This window comes from Flagellatimonas centrodinii, from assembly GCF_016918765.2.
Lineage (GTDB): Bacteria > Pseudomonadota > Gammaproteobacteria > Nevskiales > Nevskiaceae > Polycyclovorans > Polycyclovorans centrodinii.
In genome coordinates this window covers 3,058,381-3,081,858 of sequence record NZ_CP092104.1, presented here as the reverse complement: position 1 = coordinate 3,081,858, position 23,478 = coordinate 3,058,381, and the positions used below count along the sequence as shown (strand labels likewise).

Genomic DNA, 23,478 nt, shown 5'->3' with positions numbered 1-23,478 from the left:
CACGCGCTCTGTCAATAAGCTCCGACATGAAGCGGGCATGTCGTTGTCGTGGGAGAGGGGTATGCGCCGCCGAATTTCCGCCGCCGCTGGGTTGGGCATGGCTTGCTGGTCCTCGATGGCTCTGGCCTTGGGGTTGGGCGACATCGACGTGCGGTCGGGGCTCAACCAGCCCTTCATCGCGCAAATCCCGCTGCTCGCCGTTTCGGCGGAAGATGCGGAAAACCTGCAAGCCCGCCTCGCAGACAACGCCGAGTTCGAGCGTCTGGGCATCGAACGGGCAGACTATCTGTCGCATCTGCGGTTCGAGGTAAAACCCGGCGCAACTCCGTATATCGCCGTCAGTGGCAACCGCCCTGCACGCGAACCCTTTTTGATGTTCCTGCTCGATGTGCGTTCCGCCGGCAACCGGATTCTGCGGGAGTACACCGTGCTGCTCGACCCGCCGACGCTGGCCACCGAGGGGGTGGCGGCTGCGGATGCGGCAGCGGCGTCCAGCTCCACCGGGGCCACACCATCGTCTGTGACACCGGTCACGGCCGCACCGGCACCGGCGTCAACGCCGAAGGTGACCTTCGTTCCGCTGCCGCCGGGCACGGTGTTGGCGGAAGCGCCGCCCCCGACCCCGACTCCGGCCCCCAGCGCAAACAGCGCGGCGACGACGACAGCCGCCGCAGTCAGTGAGTACGGACCGATCGCGGCCGGCGAAACGTTCTGGGCGGTGACCGTGAAGGTGGTCCGCAGCCTTCAGAACGTGACCGTCGATCAGGTGATGCTGGCGCTCTACAACGCCAATCCCCGGTCGTTCGACAACGGCAGCATCAATGCCCTGATGAAGGGCCAGGTGCTCAGCGTGCCGTCGGCGGACAGCATGCGCGCGGTATCCCCCGAGGCGGCGACCGCACAGGTGCAGGCGCTGCGCGCTGCCGCTGGCCGGGCACCGGCCGCAACGTCTGCGGTGACCCCGGCCCCCACACCGCGGCCGACGATCACACCGACACCCACAGCGCCGCCGGCAACCCCGGCTCCGACGCCGGTCGCGGCTGCGGAGATCGACACCGAGCGTCTGTCTAACCTCGATGCGTCAGCAGACGCTCCGCCATCGGCGGCATCGGGCGACGCCGAGGGCGATGTCTCGGCCGCAATGGCGACAGATACAGCTGCAGATACAGATACAGATACAGCTGAAGATACGGAAACGGCCGTCTCCGAGACCGATCCGCTGGCGACCGCAGAGCGGGCCGAGCCCGGCAGTCGGGCCGAGCGCGTGGCGGAGATGCTGGCCACACCAACACCGGCACCGGCGCCAGTGGCGACGCCGGCCCCCGCCGCGCCGCCAGCACAGCCTGGCCTGCTGGATGCACTGTTGCTGCCATTGCTGCTGCTGGCCCTGCTGGTGGCCGTCGTGGTTGGGGTGCTCTGGCGCCGCCGCCGCGCGCAGACCAGTGAGCGTCAGCCGCCCGAGGTGATGCCGTCGAGCCCTTCATCGGTGGCCATGCCGGCTGCCGCCGCTGGGGCCAAGCCTTCGGTGCCCGACGCCGATGCCATGGCTGACGAGGCCGAGGCTGCGGTGATGGCGGCCTACGCCAAGACCGGCGCCGAGGATGATCGTCAAGGCAATGATGACGCGGTCCCCGATTTCGATGCCACCCAGGTCTTCGATGCGCCGCTCGACAGCGGCCGCAAGCCTGTTCCGGAGACCACCGACTTCGAGGCCACCGCCCAGTTTTCGGTTGATACCGTCCAGATCGATCTGAACGCGCAGGACCCGGTTGCCGAAGCCGATATTCATTTGGCCTACGGCCTGTATGACGAAGCCGCCCTGACCCTGAAGGCAGCGCTGGAAAAGGCACCAGACGATGGGGCCCTGCATGCCAAATTGGCCGAGGTGTACTTCGCGGCCGGGCGGCCGTTGGAGTTTGTCGAGGCCGCCGAGGCGGCGCGACCACACGTCTCACCGGCCGATTGGCAAAAGCTGGCCCTGTTCGGCAGCCAGATCGCGCCGGATTCGTCGCTGTTCGCCGATGCCGGAAGCACCGATGATGGTGCCCTGTCGGCCGATCTCGACCTCAGCTTCGATGACGTCGAGGAGACCTCCGCCGCGGGCGACAACACCGTCGCCGCCACCGACAATGAGGTCGATTTCAATCTCGAATTCGACACACCTGCCACGCCGGGCGCCGCCGCCACGTCGGAACCGCAACCGGCGGAAGCCCCACCGGGGGACAACGTGCTGGACTTCCAGCTCGACGATATTGATGCCGTGATGGCGTCGACACCCGCGCTCGACCTGTCGGATGAGAACCGCGCTGATGCGCCGGCCGCCGCCGGCGACGACACCGAATCCGTTTCCGACAACTCGCTCGAGTTCCGGCTCGATGACTTCGGCGCAGACGACACACTGGCATCGCCGCCGCCGTCGAGCCCGGAGAGCGCAGACGAATCGCTGCTGTCGGTTGAATCGCCGGTCGATGCCCCCGTGGCCGACGTGCCCGGCGATGGTCTGTCCTTGCCGGAGCTCGATACCGAGCCGCCAGCCGAAACGCCGCCGCCCGCATCCGACATCGCCAATGCAGGCGATGCCGCGTCGGTCCCCCTGGAACTGGACCTGGCCGAATTCGACCTCGGTGTCGAGCCCGCTGCGGAAGGCGGCGACGATGGAATTGAAGTCGACAGCGCCACCATCGAGGAATTCAAGCTGGATGATTTCGAGCTTGAATCCGACAGCGATGTCATCTCTTCCGGTGACGAGGCCGGCACCAAGCTTGATCTGGCGCGAGCCTATGTCGACATGGGTGACAACGAGATGGCCCGCGTGCTGCTCGACGAGGTGCTGGCCCAGGGCAGCGAGGCCCAGAAGTCCGACGCCCGGGCGTTGATTTCGCGCCTTGGCTGATGGCGCGGCACGGACCCGGGGTCTGCAGCCGCTGACCCGGCTGTTGGCGCTGCTGATCGTGGCGCCGTCCCTGGGTGGGCTACCGCTGCCTGACCTGACGGTGCTGACGCTGTTGCTGCTCGCCGGCTATCGCCACAGTAGCCCGGCAGCGCTACCGCGGCTGTGGTTCGGCATCGGCCGTTTGCGGTGGCTACTGCTGTCAATCCTGGTGCTCTATCTGGGGTTTACCCCCGGCGAACCCTTGACCGTCTGGACCCCGGGCTTCAGCCACGAAGGCCTGCTGGAAGGGAGCCGACGGGTGTTGGTGCTGCTCAGCCTGGTCACTGCGGTCTACTGGCTGATGGCAACCACGCCGGTGCCGCAGCTGGTCGGCGCGTTTGATCAACTGCTGCGACCGCTGCGGATGTGCCGGGTGCCGACCGAACGCTTTACCCGCCGGTTGGCCTTGACGCTGGCCGCGCTCGACGGCGTCGAAGCCCGCTATCGGGCGCTACGGGCCGACGGGCAGGGCGGCCTGGCGTTGGCGTCGGCCTGGATTGCCGGCCTCGAGCAGCAGCCTCCAGACGACGACGCCACTGCCGTCGGGTGTGCAGTTCCCGCGCGCTCGGAATGGCTGCTGTTGTTGTTGCTGCTGCTGGCGGTGCTGACATGGCCACGCTGACCCGCTGGGCTGCGGGGGTGGAGTATCAGGGCACCGCCTATTCGGGCTGGCAGTCGCTGCCCGGCCGGGCGACGGTTCAGGGCACCCTCGAAGCGGCCCTGTCGACGGTTGCCGATGCACCGGTGGCGGTCATCACCGCCGGTCGCACCGATGCCGGGGTGCACGCCCTGCAGCAGGTGGTGCATTTCGACAGCGCCGCCCCGCGTCGCGCCGACAGCTGGTTGTTTGGCGTCAACAGCCTGTTGCCGGAGGACATCAGCCTGCGCTGGGTACAACCGGTGCCGGCGGCGTTCCATGCCCGTTTCGGTGCCATTCGTCGCGACTACCGCTACGTCATCCACAACCGGCGCACCCGCAGCGCCCTGCTGGCCCGCCGCGCGACCTGGTTGCTGCGTCCGCTGGATGTCGAGGCCATGGCCGAGGCTGCACAGGCGCTGCTGGGCGAACACGACTTCAGCAGCTTTCGCGATTCGCAGTGCCAGGCGCCCTCGCCGGTGCGGCGCCTGGAAACCGTCAGCGTTCGCCGTCAGGGTGACTTCGTGCTGGTTGATGTCGGCGGCAATGCCTTCCTCCACCATATGGTTCGCAACATCGTCGGCACGCTGGCGGAAGTCGGGTACGGCCGGCAACCGGTTTCTTGGGTCGCGGCAGTGCTGGCAGCGCGCGACCGGCGGCTTGCCGGCATGACCGCCGCGGCTGACGGCTTATACTTCGTCGGCCCTCGTTACGCGGCGGAATTCGACCTTCCGCCACCGCCCACGCCCTGGTTTCCGACCGCATGAGCCTCCCCGCCGGCCCCTACCGGACCCGCATCAAGTTTTGTGGCATGACCCGCGCGGCCGATGTTGATGCGGCGGTGTTGTTGGGCGTCGATCTGGTCGGCTTCGTGCTGGTTCCCGCAAGCCCCCGGTACGTCACTGCCGATCACGCTGAAAGTTTGCGACAACGACTGCCCCCCGGGGTGGCCAGTGTGGCCTTGTTCAAGGATGCCAGCGACGCTGACGTGGCGGCGGCGCTGTCGCAGTTCCGCCCGGACTGGCTGCAGTTCCATGGACGTGAGACGGCGGATTTCTGTGGCCGCTGGAACACGCCATACCTGCGTGCCGTGGCGATGCGCGATACCGCGATCGATCTGGTGGCGGAAGCGGCCGCGCATCCGGGTGCCGCAGCACTGCTGCTCGACGGTCATGCCCCCGGTGAAATGGGTGGAAGTGGCCAGGCCTTCGACTGGGCGCGGGCGCGAACCGACATCGGGCGCCCGCTGTTTGTCGCCGGTGGCCTTGATGCCGGCAACGTCGCGCAGGCCGTCGCACAGGCGTGGCCATATGCGGTGGATGTCTCAAGTGGCATTGAATCCGCACCGGGGATCAAGGATTCCGGCAAAATGGCGGACTTCGTCGCGGCGGTACGCGAAGCAGACGCCCGCCGGATGCCGCAACCTCCCAACCGGTCCTGACATGTCCTACGACTATCCCGATGCCCGCGGCCATTTCGGCCCTTACGGCGGGCAGTTCGTCGCCGAAACCCTGATGGAGCCGCTGGCGCGTCTGACCGAAGCCTATGCCGCGCTCAAGGACGATCCTGCGTTTCGCGCCGAACTCGACCGCGATTTGAAGCATTACGTCGGGCGGCCGAGTCCGCTCTATCCGGCTGAACGCCTGACCACCCGCTGGGGCGGGGCGCAGATCTGGCTGAAGCGCGAAGACCTGAATCACACCGGCGCCCACAAGATCAACAACACGGTGGGCCAGGCCCTGTTGGCCAAGCATCTGGGCAAGACCCGCATCATTGCCGAGACCGGCGCCGGGCAGCATGGCGTTGCCTCGGCCACCATCGCCGCGCGGCTGGGGTTGAAGTGCGTGGTTTACATGGGCGCCGAAGATGTCCAGCGACAGTCGCCCAACGTCTACCGAATGAAGCTGCTGGGCGCAGAAGTGATTCCGGTGCACTCGGGCACGCGCACGCTCAAGGATGCGCTCAATGAAGCCCTGCGCGACTGGGTGACGAATGTGGATGACACCTTCTATGTCATCGGCACCGTCGCCGGCCCGCACCCGTACCCGATGCTGGTTCGGGACTTCAACGCGGTGGTCGGACGCGAACTGCTGGTGCAGTGTCCCGAGCAGATCGGCCGACTGCCCGATGCCATGGTCGCCTGTGTCGGCGGTGGGTCCAACGCCATCGGCATGTTCCACCCCCTGATTCCGCATGCCGAAGTGGCGCTTTACGGTGTCGAGGCCGGGGGGCATGGAATCGACACGCCCGATCATGCGGCGCCGCTGTCTGCTGGCCGCCCCGGCGTCCTGCATGGCAACAAGACCTACGTCATGTCCGATGCCGACGGCCAGATCATCGGCACCCATTCGGTATCCGCGGGTCTCGACTACCCCGGCGTCGGCCCCGAACATGCCTGGCTGAAGGACACTGGTCGGGTCACCTATACCGCCATCAACGATGATGACGCGCTGGCCGCCTTTCACGAGCTGACCCGGGTCGAAGGCATCATCCCGGCGCTCGAGTCGGCGCATGCGGTGGCCTACGCCAAAGTGCTGGCCGCCACGATGCGCCCCGACCAGCACATCGTCATCAACCTTTCCGGCCGTGGCGACAAGGACATCTTCACGGTCGCCCGCATGGACGGTATCGAACTGACGTGACGCGCCTTCTTCTCCTCTCCATTGCGCGCCATTCGAGCCGAACCCCATGAGCCGACTGAAACCGACGCTTGACCGACTGCGCGAGCAGGGACGCAAGGCACTGATCCCGTTCATCACCGCGGGCGATCCGCATCCCCGACACACCCCAGATCTGATGCATGCGCTGGTGGAAGCCGGTGCTGACGTGGTGGAGCTGGGTGTACCGTTTTCCGACCCGATGGCGGACGGTCCGGTCATCCAGCTGGCATGCGAGCGTGCCTTGCAGGCCGGTACCACCCTGCGCAAGGTGTTGGAGATGGTGCGGTTGTTCCGCACCCGCGACGAGCAGACGCCGGTGGTGTTGATGGGTTACCTCAACCCGATCGAGCGCTTCGGGATCGAGGACTTCGCCACCGCCGCCCGCGACGCTGGCGTCGACGGCATCCTGATTGTCGACCTGGCGGTGGAAGAAGCCGAGGCCTACCTCACACCGCTGCGCGCGGCCGGGCTCGACAGCATTTTCCTGTTGTCGCCGACCACCGCCGATGCCCGCATCGCCAAGGTGGCCGAGGTGGCCAGCGGTTATCTCTACTACGTGTCGTTGAAGGGCGTGACCGGTGCCGCCACCCTGGATGTCGACAGCGTCCGTGAGCGTATCGACATCATTCGTCGCCACACCGCGTTGCCGGTGGCCGTCGGCTTCGGGATTCGGGACGCCGCCTCGGCCCGGGCCGTGGGCGCGGTGTCCGATGGTGTGGTGGTGGGCAGTGCCCTGGTCACCCTGATCCAACAGCATCAGGAAGCGCCGGAGACACTGCCGGCATTGCTGGGGGCGACCCTTGCGGACATTCGCCGAGCGCTCGATTCACTATCATGAGGCCATGACGCCAATGTCCCCTTCCCGCCGAATCGCACTGGACCGACTGACATGAGCTGGCTCGACAAACTGACTGCCTCCAAGCTCAACAGCCCGTCGAACCGCAAGCGCAATGTGCCTGAGGGCCTGTGGACCAAGTGCGGCAGCTGCCAGTCGGTGCTGTATCGGGCCGAGCTGGAACGCACGCTGGAGGTCTGCCCCAAGTGCGGCACCCACCGCGCCATCGGCGCCCGCCTGCGGCTCGACCAGTTTCTCGACCCGGAACCGCGGGAGGAGATCGGGCAGGGCGTCACGCCGACCGATCCCCTGCGCTTCAAGGACAGCCGCAAGTATCGTGATCGTCTGAAGGAAGCGCAGAGCCAGACCGGCGAACAGGACGCGCTCATCGTCATGCGCGGAAAGCTCATCGGACTGCCAGTGGTCGCCGCAGCCTTCGAGTTCGAATTCATGGGCGGGTCGATGGGCTCGGTGGTGGGCGAGAAATTCGTTCGCGCGGTACAGGCGGCGATCGAGCACGGCGTACCGCTGATCTGCTTCAGCGCCACGGGTGGTGCGCGCATGCAGGAATCGCTGTTCTCGCTGATGCAGATGGCCAAGACCTCGGCGGCGCTGGCGCAGCTTGCCGACCGCGGGCTGCCATTCGTGTCGGTGATGACCCACCCGACGATGGGCGGCGTGTCCGCCAGTCTGGCCATGCTCGGCGACATCAACGTGGCCGAGCCCAAGGCGCTGATCGGCTTTGCCGGACCGCGGGTGATTGAGCAGACGGTTCGTCAGAAACTGCCCGAAGGCTTCCAGCGCGCCGAATTCTTGCTGGAGAGCGGCCATATCGACCTGATCATCGATCGCCGTGAAATGCGTGAACGCCTGCATCGTCTGCTGGCCATGCTCACGCATTTCGTGTCGGACGCTGCCTGAATGCTGGGCCCCTGGGCCGGCGCAGCACCCGGCCCGAACGCGACGCTGGACGAATGGCTGGACTGGCAGACCCGCCAGCATCCCCGGGCCATTGAACTGGGTCTGACGCGGGTCACAGAGGTCGCCGACCGGCTCGGCTTGCGCCAGCAGCCACCGCTCACCCTGACCATCGCTGGTACCAACGGCAAGGGCGCCTGTACGGTGCTTGCCGCCGACATCCTGCGGCGTGCCGGCAAGCGGGTGGGGCGCTTCACCTCGCCGCATCTACGTCGCTACAACGAGCGCATTCACATCGACGGCGTCGACGTCGATGACCCGGCCCTGATCACCGCCTTCGTCGCCATCGAGGCCGCGCGCGGCGATGTGCCACTGACCTATTTCGAGTTCGGCACGTTGGCGGCCCTGTGGCTGTTCCGCGAGGCAGGGTGCGAGATTCAGGTGCTCGAGGTCGGGCTCGGCGGTCGCCTCGACGCGGTCAACCTGATCGACGCCGACGCCGCACTGGTCACCAGTATCGGGCTCGACCATGGTGACTGGCTGGGGCACACGATCGAGGCGGTCGCCCGGGAGAAGGCGGGCGTGTTTCGCGCCGGACGTCCGGCGATCTGGGCCGAACCGGAATGGCCGTCAACAGTGGCGGATGCGTTGACGGCAAATGGCATCAACCCCTCGCGACTGCCGGCGCAGCTGCCGATGGCTGCCGATGGATGGCAACTGCCGGCAAGCCGCTGGGGTGACCGGCAATGGCCGATGCCACGGTTGCCGGGGGCCCATCAGGTGCGCAATGCGGCGGCGGTGCTGCACTTGTTGGATTCGCTGGGCGACCGTCTCCCTCTGCCCCCCGAGGTCATCGTCGCTGCTCTCGCGGCGTGGCAGGTGCCCGGCCGTTGTGAGCGCCGGGGCCGCCTGCTGCTGGATGTCGCCCACAACGCGGAAGCCATGCGCGCCCTGGTGCCGGTGCTGCGTCAGCAGCCGGGCCCGATCATGGCCGTGCTCGGCATGCTTGATGACAAGCCGGTGGAGGCGATCGGCGCCATCCTGGCGACGGTGGTGAGCGCCGTTCACCTGGTGGACCTGCCGCCGCCGCGGGGGCTGACCGCGGAGGTTCTGCGTGCACGTCTGGGCGGGCAGGTGCCGGTCCAGGGCACCCATGCGACCATGGCGGCAGCGCTGGCCGCAACCGAGGGTGCCAGCACCGTTCTCGTCTGTGGATCCTTTCTGACTGTTGCCGCCGCGCTGGAGGCTCTCGATGGATGACACGCTGAAGCGCCGCCTGGTGGGAGGGCTGCTGCTGATTGGACTGGCCTGGTTGCTGGCGGCGCTGCTGCCGGCACCGCCGCCGCCGGGCGAGCGCAGTGAACAGACCACCGTATTCGACCTGCGGAACCCCGATGCCCCGGCGCGTACCACGGTTGACGCCGCTGCCGTTCAGCCGTCGGCCGTGCCGACTCCGCCAGCGGCCGCGCCCGACGCCACCGATGACGCGGCTGGTGATTGGCCGATGGCGGACGTGCCGGATCCCGCACCGGCAGTGGCACAGCCCGAGCCCCCGGTCGTCGCGCGCACGCCGCCGGTGGCCACGCCGGCGCCGCGGCCGACACCGGCGCCGACCGTCGCCCCCAGTGCCGCGCCCAGCGGCGGATGGTGGGTACAGGTGGGGGCGTACAGCGCCCGTGAAGGCGCCGAGCAGGTGCGGGAAACGCTGCGGGTGGCTGACCTGCCGGCGCGCGTGCTGAGTGCGGCTGTCAACGGCAAGACCATTCATCGGGTTCGGGTCGGCCCCTATTCCAGCGAGACGCAGGCCGAGTCGGCACAGGCGCGTGCGGTGCTGCTGGGTCATGCCAATGCAACGGTCATTCGACCGTGAATTCGGCGCATGGCGCCCGGTGCGGGTGATAAACTCGCGCGCTTTCACGGCAGCCACGGGGAAAGCGCTGACGCCGCCCTCTCATTTCGCCGCAATGCGGATTGCGGCCGGCCAGGAGCGACATGTGAACGGTATGGCAATACGTGAGCGAGAAATGATGCCGGCAGGTCCGTATTCGCGCCGCACGCCGGGTGTGGCACTGCACTAGCGCATGAACTGGGTCGACTACGTCATTATTGCCACGCTGGTGCTTTCGACACTGGCCGGCGTCATTCGCGGTATCACCCGGGAAGTGCTCGGGCTGGGAACATGGCTGCTGGCCTTCGTCCTCGCCTTCATCATTGCGCAGCCGGTCGCGGGCTGGCTCGAGGGGTGGATCAGCGACCCCGCCTTGCGGATGCTGGTGGCCTACGGTGGCGTGTTCCTGCTGACACTGGCGCTGGGCGCGATCGTCACCTCGATCCTGGCGAGCTGGATTCGCAACACCCACCTGTCAGGTGCCGACCGCACGCTGGGCGGTGGATTCGGGTTGCTGCGGGCCGTGCTGTTGATCGGTGCTGCGGCGCTGCTCAGTGACCTGGCCGAGGCGCGTGAAGCGCGCTGGTGGCTGGACTCTGCCCTGATCGGTCACTTCGACGCGGTTGGGGATGCGATCGGTGCGGTGGTGCCGGATCGCTGGTTGGATGCATTGCGCCCGGCGCCCGCGCCGGAGGCAACGACGGTTTCTTGACGAGGATCTTCCATGTGTGGAATTGCCGGCATCGTTTCTCAGTCCGCCCCCGTCAATCAGGAGCTGTTTGACGCCCTGACCATGCTGCAGCACCGCGGTCAGGATGCAGCGGGCATCATCACCAACGAGAGCCACCGTCTCTACCTGCGCAAGGAAAACGGGCTGGTCCGTGACGTCTTCAACAAGGACGAGCACATGCGCAACCTGCTGGGGCAGATGGGCGTCGCGCATGTTCGCTATCCCACCGCCGGTTGTTCCACCAGCGCCGAAGCGCAGCCGTTCTACACCAACACGCCGTACGGCATCTCGCTGTCGCACAACGGCAACCTGACCAATTCCGACGAGCTCAAACAGGAACTGTTTGCCGAAGACCGTCGGCACCTCAATACCGATTCCGATTCCGAGGTGCTGCTCAACGTCTTCGCCCATGAGCTGATGATGCGCAACACGCTGCGGCTGACGGCCGAAGACGTGTTCGCAGCGGTATCCGGGGTCCATCGCCGCTGCCGCGGTGCCTACGCCTGTGTCGCCATGATCACCGGCTACGGCCTGGTCGGCTTTCGCGACCCTTACGGCATTCGCCCGGTGGTGTACGGGCGCCGCGAGACGGCCTTGGGGGTCGACTATCTGATTGCCTCCGAGTCGGTCGCGCTCGATGCACTCGGATACGAGCTGATGGGCGACATCGCCCCGGGTGAAGCCATCTACATCACCGAAGAGGGCGTGATCAGCCGGCGGCAGTGCGCCGTCAACCCGATCTATTCGCCCTGCATCTTCGAGCACGTTTACCTGGCCCGCCCGGACTCGGTGATGGACGATGTCTACGTCTATAAAGCACGCCTGCGGATGGGCGTGAAGTTGGCGGAGAAGATTCTCCGCACCTGGCCCGAGCACGATATCGATGTGGTCATTCCGATTCCCGATACCTCACGGGTGGCGGGTGCGGAGCTGGCCGCGCGGCTGGGCGTCAACTACCGCGAAGGCTTCATCAAGAACCGCTATATCGGGCGCACCTTCATCATGCCCGGGCAGGCGCAGCGGCAGAAGAGCGTGCGTCAGAAGCTCAACCCGGTGGATATCGAGTTCAAGGGCAAGAACGTGTTGCTGGTCGACGACTCCATCGTCCGCGGCACCACCAGCCAGGAAATCATCCAGATGGCCCGCGAGGCCGGTGCCCGCAAGGTGTACTTCGCCTCGGCGGCGCCGCCGGTGCGTTACCCCAACGTCTACGGCATCGACATGCCGATCGCCTCGGAACTGGTGGCGCATGGCCGCACCGAAGCCGAGCTGGAAACCCTGCTCGGTGCCGACCGGCTGATCTTCCAGGACCTCGAAGACCTGATCGACGCCGTCAAGCACAAGACCTCGAAGATCCAGCGTTTCGATACCTCGGTGTTCACCGGTGAATACATCACCCAGGACATCACCAGCGAGTACCTCAACCAGCTGGAGCTGTTCCGCTCGGATGCCGCCAAGCAGAAGCGCAGCAAGGCGGCGACCTCGGTGATCGAGATCCAGAACGCTTGAGTCGCGTGCCCGTTTCGGCGTATGGTTGCGCTCGCGCCGATTTGAGCCAGCTTGCGGGCGCGTTATAAATGCCGCTAAACGTGTGATGAAAAGCCCGTTTGAGCACGCAGCTGCTGGCGGGCTTTTTTCGTTGTGGAGCGTACTGTCATGACCCTGCCATTCGACCCGGACTGGTCGCCCGCCACCCTTGGGGTGCGTGCCGGCGAACCCCGCGCGGCCAACCGCGAGCATTCGGCCGCCATCCAGCTGACCTCCAGCTATACCTTCGACAGCGCCGCCCAGGCCGCCCGGGTGTTCTCCGGCGACGAGGCGGGCTGCGTCTATTCGCGGTTCACCAATGCCACCGTGCAGGCGTTCGAACAACGGCTGGCGGCAATGGAGGGCGGCGAGCGCTGCGTCGCCACGGCCAGCGGCATGTCCGCCATTCTCACGCTGTGCCTGGCGCTGCTGAAGACCGGTGATCACATACTCACCTCGCGCGGGCTGTTCGGGTCCACCATCCAGGTGTTCGACAACTGGCTGAGCCGCTACGGCATCAGCGTGAGCTATGTCGACATGACCGACCTCGCCGACTGGGAGGCCGGCTTCCGCGACAACACCCGGCTGGTGTTTGTCGAAACCCCCTCGAACCCGTTGGTGGAGCTGGTCGATATTGCCGGCCTGGCCTCACTATGCCGTGCCCGCGATGTGCCGCTGGCCGTCGACAACTGCTTTCTCACGCCGGTGCTGCAGCGCCCGCTGGAACTGGGCGCCGACTTCATCATCCATTCCGCCACCAAGTACATCGACGGCCAGGGGCGCTGCCTCGGTGGCGCCATCATCGGCGACGAGGCGCGGGTGGGGAAGGACGTGTTCGCCTTCATGCGTAACTGCGGGCCCTGTCTCAGCCCCTTCAACGCCTGGGTCTTTCTCAAGGGCCTGGAAACGCTGAAGGTGCGGATGGAAGCCCACAACCGTCATGCGCAGGCGGTGGCCGAATGGCTGCAGGCGCAGTCGGGTGTCGAGCGGGTGTACTTCCCGGGGCTCGAAAGCCATCCGCAGTTCGCACTGGCCCGGGAACAGCAGCGCGGTCCCGGCGGCATCGTCAGCTTTGACGTCCGCGGCGGACGTGAAGCGGCCTGGAAGCTGATCGACGGCACGCGGTTGTGCTCGATCACCGCCAACCTGGGCGATGCCCGTACCACCATCACCCACCCGGCATCCACCACGCACGGCCGCATTTCGCCGCAGGCGCGGGCGGCGGCGGGCATCGGTGAGGGGCTGGTGCGGCTGTCGGTGGGCCTCGAAGACCCGGACGATCTGATCGCCGATCTGGCGCAGGCCCTGCACGGATGATCACCGCGGTGTGGGCGGCGCTGACCGCCCGCGCACCCGAGGACAAGTGCGCCCGGGTGGCCGCGTTGGCGGAACCGGAGGACGGCTTCGACCCGCCGGTTGCATCGCTCGACTGGTCGCAGGTGCCGGGGCGGCCGGCCACCCCGGCCCTGGTCGCGCCGCGGGATGTGCCACGGCGCGGTCTCGGCAGTCGCGAAGGGCGGGGCGCCCTGGTGCATGCAGTCGCCCACATCGAATTCAACGCCATCAACCTGGCGCTGGATGCCATGCTGCGGTTTCCCGGCCTGCCCACCGCCTACTACCGCGACTGGCTGAGCGTGGCGCGTGACGAGGCCCGACACTTCCAGATGCTGAGCCAGCGGCTGGCCGAACTGGGCTTCCGCTACGGTGACTTCCCGGCCCACAACGGCCTTTGGGAGGCGGCTGAAAAGACCGCCCATGACCCGCTGATCCGCATGGCCTGTGTGCCGCGGGTGCTGGAGGCGCGGGGGCTGGATGTCACTCCCGGCATGATCGAACGTCTGCAGCAGGCCGGCGATGCCGACTCCATCGCCTGCCTCGACATCATCCTCCGCGAAGAAGTCCGCCACGTCGCCATCGGCAGCCACTGGTACCGCTGGCTCTGTGACCAGCGCGGGCTCGATGCCGATGCACTGTTCCCGCAACTGCTGGCCGAACAGGGCATGCAACTGCACCCGCCGTTCAACCTCCACGCGCGGGCGGCGGCAGGGTTCAGTGCGACCGAGCTGGCGCGTCTGGGCGGTTGATCACCCCGCGTTTGCCTCATTCTGTGGCGGCGTTTCTGCGGGGGTGCCGACCACCCGCGTCACCTGCTCTCGCTCATTGCGCAGCGGCACCAGTTGCGCCAGCCGCGGAAAGTGCCGCAGCAGGTGGTAGGCCAGCCAGCGCCACAGATGCCACAGCGGCCCGCGGCGTTTGACCTCTTCACGCGTGACGCGGCGGCAGTGATGTTCCAGCAGGTGTTCGAGGCGGCCGCGCAGCTCACCGGCAAAGGCGGCGTCCTGCACGAACACGTTGGCTTCCAGGTTCAGCGACAGGCTGAAGGGGTCGAGATTGCTGGAACCCACCGTGGCCCATTCATCGTCCATCACCGCCACCTTGGCGTGGGCGGGGCGCTCCATGTATTCCCAGACTTCCACGCCGATCTTCAGCAGGTAGTCGTACAGCGTGGAGCCGGCGAACTTCACATAGTCCTTGTCCGGCTCGCCCTGGAGGATCAGCCGCACGCGGGCGCCGCGCTCCACCGCCTGGCGCATGGCGCGCAGAAAGCGGTAGCCGGGAAAGAAGTAAGCGTTCAGCAGAATGATGTCGCGTCGCGCCTTGCGCAGGCCCAGCCGGTACATGGCCTCGATGGCGCTGCGGTGGTTATGGTCGTCGCGGGCGACGAACAGCACCTGCGCGCCGGCTTCGGGCCGGTTCCACCCGCGGGGCAGCCGCCGCAGCAGGCCGCGCAGGCTGCGGCGGCCCTTCGGCGCATCGCCGATGGCATCGCAGCAGAACCGGTCGATGTCGGCGACCGCCGGGCCGCGGATCTTCACCGCGTAGTCCTGCTTCGACTTGGCGCCGAAGCTGCGCAAGTGCTCGCCCGAATAATTGATGCCGCCGACAAAGGCCACCTCACCATCCACCACCACCAGCTTGCGGTGCAGGCGGCGGAACAGGTTGATCTGGTAACCCAGCATCGGCGGCAGCGGCGCAAAGACATGCAGCCGCACGCCGGCGTCGGTCAGGCCGTCGACGAAATCACGGCCAAGCTCGGCCGAACCGTAGCCGTCCACCGTGATATCCACCTTCACGCCGCGGCCGGCCGCATCGATCAGGGCTGTCCGCAACGCCCGGCCCACCTCGTCATCGAACCAGATGAAGGTTTCCAGCATCACGTAGTCGCGGGCCGCCTCGATGGCCTCGAACACGGCGGGGAAGAAGGCTTCGCCGTTCTCCAGCAGGGTCAGCTCGTTGCCCTGCGTCCACTGACGCTCACTCATCGTTCGATCTCCAACCGAAGCGGGGCATGGTCCGACAGGCGGGTCCACGGTGCGGTGTTGAGCACGGTGGGCGTGCTGGCGCGCAGGTTGCGCACGTACAGGCGGTCCAGCCGCAGCACCGGGAAGCGGACCGGGAAGGTGCGCGCGGCGCGCCCATAGGCGGTGATGAACACCTCTTCCAGCCCGGCGCCGTCGGCCAGCAGCGCATGCGCGTTCTGGCGCCAGTCGTTGAAATCACCCCCCACCAGCAACGGCGCATCGGCCGGCACTTCACGGGCGATCAAGTCGCACAGCATCTGCAACTGCAGGTGGCGGTGGCGTTCGAACAGGCCCAGGTGCACGCAGATGACGTGCAGCGGCTGCGGCCACTGCGGCACCGCCAGCACCGAGTGCAACAGGCCGCGCTTCTCCTGGGTGTGGGTCGATACGTCGTGGTTCTGGTGACGCGTGATCGGGTACTTCGAGAGCAGCGCATTGCCGTGATGCCCCGCCGGATACACCGCATTGCGCCCGTAGGCGTAGGCCGACCACAGGGTGTCGGCGAGGAATTCGTACTGGCTGTGTTCCGGCCAGTGCTCCCAGCGGGTGGAATGCTCGCGGTGCTCACCCAGCACCTCCTGCAGCAGCACCACATCCGCCGCCTCGGTGCGGATGGCTTCGCGCAGCTCATGCAGGATGAAGCGCCGGTTGAGGACCGAGAAACCCTTGTGCATGTTCAGCGTGAGAATGCGGATGATCAGTCTCCTTGCGTTTGGGTTGAAAGCACTTCGGACAGGCGCCGCTTCAGCCACCAGGCCAGCACGACGTACAGCGCCACGATGCCCACCAGCACCAGCACGCCCTGCACATCCGGGTTGGCCCATACGTCCTTGAGCTGCACGCCGATCAGGCCCATCGCCACCAGACTGGGCAGCACACCCAGCACCGTACCGACCGCGAACACCATGACCCCGATGCCGCTGGCACCGACCGCGAAGTTCACGACTGGGTAGGGCGCCACCGGCACCATGCGCAGCAGAATCATCCCCGGCAGCCCGCTGTCGCGAACCATCCCCAGCACTCGCTTCAGCCGCGGATTGGACTGACGCCGCAACCAGCCCTGGCCAAGGCCGCGCCCCAGCAGCAGGGCGGTCACCCCCGCAATCAGCAAGCCATATAGCGACGTCGCCACGCCCATCAGCGGCCCCAGCAACAGAATGAGCGCCAGATTCAGCGCAATGGCCGGGAACAAGGTGGCCGAGGCCGCCAGATAGGCCAGCGCAATGCTCAGCGGTGCCCACGGTGACTCGACGAGGGACTCCAATAATCCGGCCAACTTCTCCGGCTCGGTCCACGCCCCCAGCGGCGAGAACCGCCACAGGCCGGCCAGTGCGACAAGCACCAGCAGTACGAGCACCCACGGCAACCACCGGCGGTAGGCAGGGACGGCGTTGGTCACGTCCGTTCACTCCTGTCGTCAAACCCCGGCATCGGTGAGCGGGCGGGGCGTATTGGATTGAATTAGTTTTGTGCCGACGATGATCGGCGATGAGGGGTGAATCCTGCCTGAACTCGGCGAGAAGGGGGCTCGTTAAGCGCTTGCCGGCGAGCGCGCGATGGGGCATAAACCGTTTAACGCAACACAAAGGACCGCCGGGATGCAGGTCTTGATACGGCAAAAGGATGTGGAGGGCGCGCCCAAGGGGTGCAGCGCACTGTGTGTTGCTCGCACGCTTACTTCGTTTCGATTCGACCTGCCTCAGATCGGCGGGCGGAGATTGCCGTGGGCGAGAGCGAGGCGCGAATGCTGAGGGCAGCCCACCTGGGGCGCTCAAGCTTGGCTTGCTGGGTGATTGGATGCGTGAAATGACGCGGGCAAGCGATTACGGGGAGGGCACAGCGGCATCCTCACAAGTTGTTGAAATAACTGAGGAACGTATGTACTCGGCGTCGTTTGTGACTTGGAGTTATGAAGCGTGCGGCGTTATTCAATCGCACGGCAGGCTGTCTAATCACTGTTAGGTTTTAAAAAATAATTATGCTTATCCATAAAAAAACAGATGAGAAAAATGATTATCACTATTTCTCAACTGACCGTACAGTAACAGTACAAATAGGAAGAAGCACAAATCCAGGTCTTTATGTTTGGAGCATTTACCACCCTGATATAAAGTGTGCAATTTGGGGTGGCGAATCAAAATCAATTGAGTCTGCAAAAAAGGAAGCAGGTAATTGGGTAATAACATGGGTCGAGAGTCAAAAAACCTAACAAGGCAATCAACTTCGCGCGCAAAAAACGCGCGCCGGACGCAACAGAGCTGCGCCGGTTATTTCAAACGTTAGATCTCATGCACAAATTCCTGCACGTCGAGTTGGAACTGAGTGAGAAGCCGCGCTCAAACAAAGCCTTTAGAGCTCTGGTTAAGCAGGCCGTAGAAGAGAACGAGGCGGAATTCTACGAGGTGATGGCGCGCCAGGCGCAGATGCACGACATGCGAGGAGAACTCGTTGAGGAAACACTCGAGGTCAACGATGTGTCCGGCGATTCCACGGGAGGAGTCGTATCTGTTTCGTTCATGTATAGCGCCTACTACGGCTGCAAAGACATAGACGGGAGCGATGATCTGCAAGATGACTGGGAGTTTCGGTGTGACGGCATGAAACTCATATTCGACCTAGAAATACCACCCGAGCGCGGGCCAGATGAAATCTAACCAGGCGTTCCACTCGGACGGGCCGCGCCTTGCGCGGCCCGCCGGTGAACGCCGTCGTTAGGGCACCAAAACTGAGAGATTTAAAGTAAATGGAAAATATCGGATCTATAGCAATTACTGCTTTTATCACTCTTTTGGTAACTGTGTTAGCAGGAGCCTTACTGGAGTACTTCAAACGGGTAAAACCAAAGCTCAAATATTCCATCAAGGAATCTATTCCTATCGACTTAGATGACAAGAAGATAGGCGCGAATATCATTGAGATCTCAAATCCATCTGCAAAAACTGTTAAAGACATTGTAGTAAAACTTAGAGCAAGAGGCTCTGAGATTAAAAACGGTGGGGTGAAAACAGTTACAGGGATGGATTATGAGGTCACAGAGAGTGAAGACATTTTAGAAATTAAGATACCTTTCTTAAAATTCAAGGACTACTTGTCTATCACCTCAATCCTAGAGGGAAAATACTCGATTCCCAATAAGCCAGAAATAACAGTTCGCTCCCCTGATAACTTCAAATTAATTGAAGAAGGCGAAAGGGCAGATAAAGGCTATTTTTCAATGGCAAGCGGAATAGTTGCACCGGCATTAATGGCGGCTGTTGCTGTATCCCTGGCTTTAACTACAAACATTATGAGCTCAAGAAGCGAGCAAGGTACTAATCTGTCAATAGCTGCTGCGGTTGTAGGTTTACGTGAAGTTGCTCAATATTATGTAAGCAACGATAAAATTTACTATTACAATCAAGGCCCTTTTATTTACTCAATGGCCAAGTCTGAGATAGATAAAACTAAAATACATAAATACGGAGACTTCCTGGAGAAAACCTTGAAGATAGCACCGAGAATGACCTCGCAAAGCGAGGCCGCATTACAGTTCTTTATAGCTAGAATTCGCTCCCTTGAGGGGAATGATTCTCTAGCCAATGATTGGCTCAATAAATCTGAGAAAAGCAATAAAGACGAATACAATCAATTGGTTGAATATTTTAAATCGGAAAGCCCTAACAATTAGCTGCACCGGAAAAATACTCGCTGCGCTCACGTTTTTCGGGTGAGCAAGGCGTTAGGCATCATTAGGGAGGTCGCAGTGGATAAAAACCCAGAGAAAGAGTTAGAAGCGCTGAGGCGAGAGTTCAAAGAAAAGGATGCAGCGAGACGTGCTGAGTTGCTTAAGAGTGCAATTGCCACGGTTATAGTTGGTCTGGTTGGTTTGTTTTTTTCGTTCTCACAGCTTTCGAGCCTATTTGATTCAAAGGCTCGTAAACCCGAGAGCCTGGAACTAAAAGCTTTGAAGGCAGAGCTTGCGTTTGTACGTAGGCAAACAGATGAGATTGCAAAGGTCACTGAAGAATTGGCTGCTCCAGACCCATCCGCTTCAATAACCCTAGAACAGCAAAAGTTGGCCACTGCTGTTGCCACAGTAGATGAGCGCTTACAAAGAATTGAAGCGGCCATTGTGGAAAGTCCTGAACGGGCGCTTTCAATCCCATTGCTTAGGAAGGACCTAGACGAATCTTCCAGGCGTTTAGAAGAGTATCGAGAGGCAAGTCGTGCGGAGGTCGGTAGGCTGTACGATCAACAGAAATGGATGCTTGGTGGTATTGGTACGGTCTTACTAGCTGTAATAGGTGGTGCCATAACCACAATTTTTCGCTCGCTGCCCAAGCGAGAGAAAAATGATGCCTAACAAACGGTTGCACTCCGACGTCCCAGCCGCCGCTTCGCGGCAGCCGAATAATTGGGGTCAGACCACGATTAAATCATTATCAAAGATCGATCCCGATCTCTCGCCTTTGTGTTGGGCGACTCGTCTACCGCGGACCGAAGGGACTTAGAGGAACGTCATGGAGATCATGCTGGCTGTAATCCTCATCATTGTGGTGATCGTCATCCTGGCCCTCGCCAAGGGCAAGGGCGGCTCCCGCGAATATACGTACCAGCGATCCAAGTACCTGCTGTCGAAGGCCGAGCGGTCCTTCTATGGGGTGCTAGTGCAGGCGATTGGTAGCTCGGGTGTGGTCTTCTCCAAGGTGCGGGTTGCGGATGTGATTGCGCCGACGAAGGGGCTGAGGCGGTCCGATTGGCAGCGGGCGTTCAACGCGATTTCGTCAAAGCACTTCGACTTCATCGTGTGTGAACCAACTGATTTGGCGATCAAGCTGGCGGTCGAGTTGGATGATTCCAGTCACGGGTCGTCCAGAGCGCAGAAGCGAGATGACCTTCTCAACGGCGCCTGTCAGTCGGCCGGCCTGCCGCTGCTTCGCATCAAGGCAGCGAAATCCTATTCCGTTGCAGAGGTTCAACGCCTGGTTGAGGGGGCCATTTCACCTCGACAGGCTCTGGTGGGAGAAGGCGCTGCTGCACAGTCAGCGGCATCAAGCGATTCGGGCCCTGCGACACTCTGACCCGAATCGGGGTCGACCCTCGCGGCGGTTTGCGGCAAGGTCGGGCTTCATCGGTTCGGTTGCGGAGGCGTGAAGGAATGACGAAGTCGGGGCGGCGTGGCATCGGGTTTCTTGTTCTACTGGTCGCGGCACTTTCGATGCCGTCGTGGGCCGGTGGCCTTTCCAGCGCCGAGGTGAAGCAGTTTCTGGTGCATCGGATTGCCCTTGCGCACATCCAGAACGATATTCGGGCCAACGCCGGCGCGTACGAGGATCTGCCGCTGGCCTATGCGCGCAAGGAGGCGGAATACCTGGCGCGCCATGGCTACGAGGTTGACTCGTTCAAGACGCTTGAAGCCCGCATTTACGAGGCACACGACGCCCTTCGCGCCCAACAGACAGGCCGTGCGCCGACGCCGATGCGGGAGTCCGCTGCGGATTGCGAGGCGCGGGTGGCCGCCGAACTCCGCGCGGCAGCGCCACCCACGGATGACATGGCCCAGCAGGTCGCCGAGATGCGGGCCATGGGCGTGCCGGAAACCACCATCGCCAAGCTGGAGGCCGGGCTGGGGCAGCTGGACCAGGTCGCCGCCAATGCTGACCAGCAGGCCCGGGAAACCTGTGCCGCCGAGCAGACCGTGGCGGCGCAAACAGTGGCGTTATCACAACGCAGCCAGGCCGATTGGGATGGCGTGCGCCCATGGATGTCCGCCTTGCATCAGTTCAGCAACTGGTATGCGGGGAATACGCCGACACCGCCGGTGGTGGAGGCGCGGCGATGACACCTGACCGACACATCCTGCATGCGAATGAGGACGTTGAAAGGGCGCATCCGAAACCTGTATGAACATGAGTGTCGACGCAATAACATTAGGGGACAGACCACTATTTATCTGGGCGTAGGCCATTAATCGTTGTTTGTCCCCTATTATTCTACCCAGCATTCTGCCTTTTGCTTCTGACTCTACCTATGCTAAAGCCATGGCATCAGTTGAAGATATGGAGAGCTATGTGGAGTATCTGACTGGAGTTCATGATAATGCCGCGAATATGGACTGGTGACCAACTGTTGGTAAATGAGATCAACATACACAAGCTAACAAATGGCTGTTTCAGGATGTACCTACGCTGGGCTCCGGTACGCCGCAAAGCCAGGCGTTAGTTGCCATGTATACCGAAGGAACAGCAATAGTAACCATCGTCTTGTTTGTGGCCATTTGGATAGCAGGTGTAATTACTGGTGGGTTCTCGGCTGTCTACATGTTCAAGACGATGGCTAATTATCATCCTAAGAGGGAATGGGGAAAAATTCTTCCAATATCACTTTTTATACCTTGGTTCTTTACGGATGAAGGTAATAAATATCGCGTTAAGTTGCTAAAGTCATCCGGCCTATTTATTGTTTTGGTTATTAGTGGCGTCGGCTTGGGATTATTAAATGAGAGCTTGAGGCCGCAGCAGGAATTAAACAAAGGGGTAGCGAAGGCAGGCAATGTGGCATCTAGCCCTACGCTCCAGCCGACCGGCTACAGCGCGAATACGAATAATAGGGGGCAGACCACTATTTCTCTGGGCGCAGGTCGTTAATCGTGGTCTGTCCCCTATTATTATTATTTGTATGGTGCCAACTTTGAGTTCTAAGGAAACACTGATCAAGTGTCTGAATTTTGCGCCGCTCCGCACTTGGGCGCCAAGAGTCGGCTGACTTTGCGGTTTTCAGCACGTTTGGCATGAGAATCGCTCAGTTCTTCCCGATATTCGGGCTCTTTCGCATATTTGCCCACTGATTCTGCTTGCTGCAGACGCAATTCATCTGCTGGGCTCGGGGATTCGTCGGGCGGCAATCAGCAGATTGGCCAGCCCGAACAGGCTGTAAAGCTGGGCGGTGTTCTTGAACAAGCCCCGATAGCGAGCCTTCCGATGCCTGAACAGGTTCTTGATGATGTGAAATGGGTGCTCGACCTTGGCACGCAGGCTGGATTTCAGTTGTTCGGTTTGCTGAAGCAGCCGTCCGCCTTCGGTGTCAGGGAGTTTGCGTCGCTTGCCCGGTCGCATCGCGATCTGCCAGGCGACGGTGTGTTCGGGGTTGCACTCTTCCCGCTTCTCCACACCCTGATAGCCCGCATCACCATGGGCGTGTCGCTCTTCGCCATGCAGCAGGGCATGGGCTTGGGTGATGTCAGCCACGTTACCCGCCGTGCCAATGAGGCTGTGCACCAGTCCCGAGGCGGCATCTACGCCGATATGGGCCTTCATGCCGAAGTGCCACTGGTTGCCCTTCTTCGATTGATGCATCTCAGGATCTCGCTCGCCTGCTTTGTTCTTTGTCGAAGGCGAAGCAGCAATCAGGGTGGCATCGACAATGGTGCCTTCCCGCATCAGCAGTCCCTGTTCGGCCAGGTGTCCCTTGATGGTCTCGAAGATCAGCTTCGTCAGCCCGTGGGTTTCCAATAGCCGCCGGAACTTCAGCACCGTGGTGGCATCCGGGGACGACTCCCGTCCCAGATCAATGCCGACAAACCGGCGAATTGCGCCAGAGTCGTAAATCGCATCCTCGATCCCCTCGTCGGAGAAACCAAGACATTGCTGGGCAACGTACATCCGCAGCATGCGTTCACAGCCTAGGGGAGGTCGACCATTGCCCGCCTTCGGGTAGAAGGGATCGATGACCGCAAGCAGTGCAGGCCAGGGCGTTGCGGCATCAATCTTCGATAAAAACCGATCCTGCCGCGTCTGACGTGGCTTGGCGGCATATTCGGCATCAGCAAAGCTGCGCTGCTTCATCACCCTCATCCCCGTGGAATTCGTCAGCAATATTTTCTCATGTCCAGTCAATCGCAAAAAGCGTTTGAGGGGACTTGATCAGTGTTTCCCTAACAATTCGCTCAAGTTCGTGCTCCGCACGGGATGCCCAGCTTCGCTGGCGCCCCTTAGCTCAGGCGTTAGGCAA

23 protein-coding genes and 1 riboswitch are annotated in these 23,478 nt (G+C 62.9%); of the genes, 19 read left to right on the top strand and 4 right to left on the bottom strand.

What is annotated here, in order from left to right:
- Window positions 1-61 precede the first annotated feature (61 nt).
- The 13 genes from JN531_RS14890 to JN531_RS14830 all read left to right on the top strand — a co-directional run bounded on the left by JN531_RS14890 (window position 62) and on the right by JN531_RS14830 (window position 14,211).
- The gene (locus JN531_RS14890; protein WP_228349637.1) at window positions 62-2,893 is read left to right on the top strand and encodes a FimV/HubP family polar landmark protein; all 2,832 of its coding nucleotides are present in this window, start codon (window positions 62-64) and stop codon (window positions 2,891-2,893) included.
- On the top strand, window positions 2,886-3,554 hold the full coding sequence (locus JN531_RS14885) for an energy-coupling factor transporter transmembrane protein EcfT (RefSeq protein ID WP_228349636.1): 669 nt from the start codon (window positions 2,886-2,888) through the stop codon (window positions 3,552-3,554). Before JN531_RS14890 ends, JN531_RS14885 begins: the two co-directional genes overlap by 8 nt.
- On the top strand, window positions 3,542-4,336 hold the full coding sequence (gene truA / locus JN531_RS14880; RefSeq protein WP_228349635.1) for a tRNA pseudouridine(38-40) synthase TruA: 795 nt from the start codon (window positions 3,542-3,544) through the stop codon (window positions 4,334-4,336). Before JN531_RS14885 ends, truA begins: the two co-directional genes overlap by 13 nt.
- Window positions 4,333-5,010: a phosphoribosylanthranilate isomerase gene (locus JN531_RS14875; protein ID WP_228349634.1), complete on the top strand. Its 678-nt coding sequence runs from the start codon at window positions 4,333-4,335 to the stop codon at window positions 5,008-5,010. The genes truA and JN531_RS14875 overlap by 4 nt, the downstream gene beginning before the upstream one ends.
- A gap of 1 nt (window position 5,011) precedes the next feature.
- Window positions 5,012-6,211: a tryptophan synthase subunit beta gene (gene trpB / locus JN531_RS14870; protein ID WP_228349633.1), complete on the top strand. Its 1,200-nt coding sequence runs from the start codon at window positions 5,012-5,014 to the stop codon at window positions 6,209-6,211.
- A gap of 46 nt (window positions 6,212-6,257) precedes the next feature.
- A complete protein-coding gene (trpA, locus tag JN531_RS14865) occupies window positions 6,258-7,067 on the top strand; it encodes a tryptophan synthase subunit alpha (RefSeq protein ID WP_228349632.1) in 810 nt (269 codons plus the stop codon).
- 51 nt (window positions 7,068-7,118) lie between these two features.
- The gene (gene accD / locus JN531_RS14860; protein ID WP_228349631.1) at window positions 7,119-7,985 is read left to right on the top strand and encodes an acetyl-CoA carboxylase, carboxyltransferase subunit beta; all 867 of its coding nucleotides are present in this window, start codon (window positions 7,119-7,121) and stop codon (window positions 7,983-7,985) included.
- Window positions 7,986-9,242 carry a bifunctional folylpolyglutamate synthase/dihydrofolate synthase gene (locus tag JN531_RS14855; RefSeq protein ID WP_228349630.1) on the top strand — a complete coding sequence of 419 codons (1,257 nt, stop codon included), beginning with the start codon at window positions 7,986-7,988 and terminating at the stop codon, window positions 9,240-9,242. It abuts the gene before it with no gap.
- Complete coding sequence (locus JN531_RS14850) at window positions 9,235-9,852, top strand: SPOR domain-containing protein (RefSeq protein WP_228349629.1); 618 nt, start codon at window positions 9,235-9,237, stop codon at window positions 9,850-9,852. Before JN531_RS14855 ends, JN531_RS14850 begins: the two co-directional genes overlap by 8 nt.
- Window positions 9,853-10,063: 211 nt before the next feature.
- The gene (locus JN531_RS14845; RefSeq protein WP_228349628.1) at window positions 10,064-10,582 is read left to right on the top strand and encodes a CvpA family protein; all 519 of its coding nucleotides are present in this window, start codon (window positions 10,064-10,066) and stop codon (window positions 10,580-10,582) included.
- Between the two features lie 12 nt (window positions 10,583-10,594).
- Entirely contained in the window at window positions 10,595-12,109 is a 1,515-nt protein-coding gene (gene purF, locus JN531_RS14840) for an amidophosphoribosyltransferase (protein WP_228349627.1), read from the top strand.
- A gap of 23 nt (window positions 12,110-12,132) precedes the next feature.
- Window positions 12,133-12,208, top strand: a riboswitch (SAM riboswitch).
- Window positions 12,209-12,256: 48 nt separating this feature from the next.
- Window positions 12,257-13,444 (top strand): O-succinylhomoserine sulfhydrylase, encoded by a 1,188-nt coding sequence (locus JN531_RS14835; RefSeq protein WP_228349626.1) that lies wholly within the window; start codon window positions 12,257-12,259, stop codon window positions 13,442-13,444.
- Window positions 13,441-14,211 carry a ferritin-like domain-containing protein gene (locus JN531_RS14830; RefSeq protein WP_228349625.1) on the top strand — a complete coding sequence of 257 codons (771 nt, stop codon included), beginning with the start codon at window positions 13,441-13,443 and terminating at the stop codon, window positions 14,209-14,211. Before JN531_RS14835 ends, JN531_RS14830 begins: the two co-directional genes overlap by 4 nt.
- Here the strand turns inward: JN531_RS14830 and clsB are convergent, their stop codons facing one another.
- Genes clsB through JN531_RS14815 form a run of 3 tightly spaced genes read right to left on the bottom strand, consistent with a single transcriptional unit; the run spans window position 14,212 to window position 16,888 of the window.
- Window positions 14,212-15,450 (bottom strand): cardiolipin synthase ClsB, encoded by a 1,239-nt coding sequence (clsB, locus tag JN531_RS14825; protein ID WP_228349624.1) that lies wholly within the window; start codon window positions 15,448-15,450, stop codon window positions 14,212-14,214.
- Window positions 15,447-16,163 carry an endonuclease/exonuclease/phosphatase family protein gene (locus JN531_RS14820; protein WP_228349623.1) on the bottom strand — a complete coding sequence of 239 codons (717 nt, stop codon included), beginning with the start codon at window positions 16,161-16,163 and terminating at the stop codon, window positions 15,447-15,449. The genes clsB and JN531_RS14820 overlap by 4 nt, the downstream gene beginning before the upstream one ends.
- Window positions 16,164-16,186: 23 nt before the next feature.
- Entirely contained in the window at window positions 16,187-16,888 is a 702-nt protein-coding gene (locus JN531_RS14815) for a TVP38/TMEM64 family protein (RefSeq protein WP_228349622.1), read from the bottom strand.
- A gap of 889 nt (window positions 16,889-17,777) precedes the next feature.
- On the opposite strand from JN531_RS14815, the gene JN531_RS14810 reads away from it, so the two are divergent.
- From JN531_RS14810 to JN531_RS14785, 6 genes are all read left to right on the top strand, one after another.
- Window positions 17,778-18,143: a hypothetical protein gene (locus JN531_RS14810; protein WP_228349621.1), complete on the top strand. Its 366-nt coding sequence runs from the start codon at window positions 17,778-17,780 to the stop codon at window positions 18,141-18,143.
- Between the two features lie 89 nt (window positions 18,144-18,232).
- A complete protein-coding gene (locus tag JN531_RS14805) occupies window positions 18,233-19,156 on the top strand; it encodes a hypothetical protein (RefSeq protein WP_228349620.1) in 924 nt (307 codons plus the stop codon).
- Between the two features lie 75 nt (window positions 19,157-19,231).
- Window positions 19,232-19,831, top strand: coding sequence for a hypothetical protein (locus JN531_RS14800; RefSeq protein WP_228349619.1), 600 nt, complete (start codon window positions 19,232-19,234; stop codon window positions 19,829-19,831).
- 157 nt (window positions 19,832-19,988) lie between these two features.
- Window positions 19,989-20,549, top strand: a complete 561-nt coding sequence (locus JN531_RS14795) for a DUF2726 domain-containing protein (RefSeq protein WP_228349618.1) — start codon at window positions 19,989-19,991, stop codon at window positions 20,547-20,549.
- A 77-nt stretch (window positions 20,550-20,626) separates the two neighbouring features.
- Window positions 20,627-21,310: a hypothetical protein gene (locus tag JN531_RS14790; protein ID WP_228349617.1), complete on the top strand. Its 684-nt coding sequence runs from the start codon at window positions 20,627-20,629 to the stop codon at window positions 21,308-21,310.
- A gap of 385 nt (window positions 21,311-21,695) precedes the next feature.
- Window positions 21,696-22,115, top strand: coding sequence for a hypothetical protein (locus JN531_RS14785; protein WP_228349616.1), 420 nt, complete (start codon window positions 21,696-21,698; stop codon window positions 22,113-22,115).
- A gap of 222 nt (window positions 22,116-22,337) precedes the next feature.
- On the opposite strand, the gene JN531_RS14780 is transcribed toward JN531_RS14785, so the two are convergent.
- The gene (locus tag JN531_RS14780) at window positions 22,338-23,312 is read right to left on the bottom strand and encodes an IS5 family transposase (RefSeq protein ID WP_228349980.1); all 975 of its coding nucleotides are present in this window, start codon (window positions 23,310-23,312) and stop codon (window positions 22,338-22,340) included.
- Window positions 23,313-23,478: the final 166 nt, after the last annotated feature.

What these genes read in the sequence shown, in the direction of transcription:
- clsB (WP_228349624.1), bottom strand. Translation starts at nt 15,450, where the DNA reads ATGAGTGAGCGTCAGTGGACGCAGGGCAACGAGCTGACCCTGCTGGAG.
- trpA (WP_228349632.1), top strand. Translation starts at nt 6,258, where the DNA reads ATGAGCCGACTGAAACCGACGCTTGACCGACTGCGCGAGCAGGGACGC.
- JN531_RS14790 (WP_228349617.1), top strand. Translation starts at nt 20,627, where the DNA reads ATGACGAAGTCGGGGCGGCGTGGCATCGGGTTTCTTGTTCTACTGGTC.
- JN531_RS14890 (WP_228349637.1), top strand. Translation starts at nt 62, where the DNA reads ATGCGCCGCCGAATTTCCGCCGCCGCTGGGTTGGGCATGGCTTGCTGG.
- JN531_RS14780 (WP_228349980.1), bottom strand. Translation starts at nt 23,312, where the DNA reads ATGAAGCAGCGCAGCTTTGCTGATGCCGAATATGCCGCCAAGCCACGT.
- JN531_RS14805 (WP_228349620.1), top strand. Translation starts at nt 18,233, where the DNA reads ATGGAAAATATCGGATCTATAGCAATTACTGCTTTTATCACTCTTTTG.
- accD (WP_228349631.1), top strand. Translation starts at nt 7,119, where the DNA reads ATGAGCTGGCTCGACAAACTGACTGCCTCCAAGCTCAACAGCCCGTCG.
- JN531_RS14795 (WP_228349618.1), top strand. Translation starts at nt 19,989, where the DNA reads ATGGAGATCATGCTGGCTGTAATCCTCATCATTGTGGTGATCGTCATC.
- trpB (WP_228349633.1), top strand. Translation starts at nt 5,012, where the DNA reads ATGTCCTACGACTATCCCGATGCCCGCGGCCATTTCGGCCCTTACGGC.
- JN531_RS14835 (WP_228349626.1), top strand. Translation starts at nt 12,257, where the DNA reads ATGACCCTGCCATTCGACCCGGACTGGTCGCCCGCCACCCTTGGGGTG.
- JN531_RS14845 (WP_228349628.1), top strand. Translation starts at nt 10,064, where the DNA reads ATGAACTGGGTCGACTACGTCATTATTGCCACGCTGGTGCTTTCGACA.
- truA (WP_228349635.1), top strand. Translation starts at nt 3,542, where the DNA reads ATGGCCACGCTGACCCGCTGGGCTGCGGGGGTGGAGTATCAGGGCACC.
- JN531_RS14830 (WP_228349625.1), top strand. Translation starts at nt 13,441, where the DNA reads ATGATCACCGCGGTGTGGGCGGCGCTGACCGCCCGCGCACCCGAGGAC.
- JN531_RS14820 (WP_228349623.1), bottom strand. Translation starts at nt 16,163, where the DNA reads ATGCACAAGGGTTTCTCGGTCCTCAACCGGCGCTTCATCCTGCATGAG.
- JN531_RS14785 (WP_228349616.1), top strand. Translation starts at nt 21,696, where the DNA reads ATGTATACCGAAGGAACAGCAATAGTAACCATCGTCTTGTTTGTGGCC.
- JN531_RS14855 (WP_228349630.1), top strand. Translation starts at nt 7,986, where the DNA reads ATGCTGGGCCCCTGGGCCGGCGCAGCACCCGGCCCGAACGCGACGCTG.
- purF (WP_228349627.1), top strand. Translation starts at nt 10,595, where the DNA reads ATGTGTGGAATTGCCGGCATCGTTTCTCAGTCCGCCCCCGTCAATCAG.
- JN531_RS14850 (WP_228349629.1), top strand. Translation starts at nt 9,235, where the DNA reads ATGGATGACACGCTGAAGCGCCGCCTGGTGGGAGGGCTGCTGCTGATT.
- JN531_RS14810 (WP_228349621.1), top strand. Translation starts at nt 17,778, where the DNA reads ATGCACAAATTCCTGCACGTCGAGTTGGAACTGAGTGAGAAGCCGCGC.
- JN531_RS14875 (WP_228349634.1), top strand. Translation starts at nt 4,333, where the DNA reads ATGAGCCTCCCCGCCGGCCCCTACCGGACCCGCATCAAGTTTTGTGGC.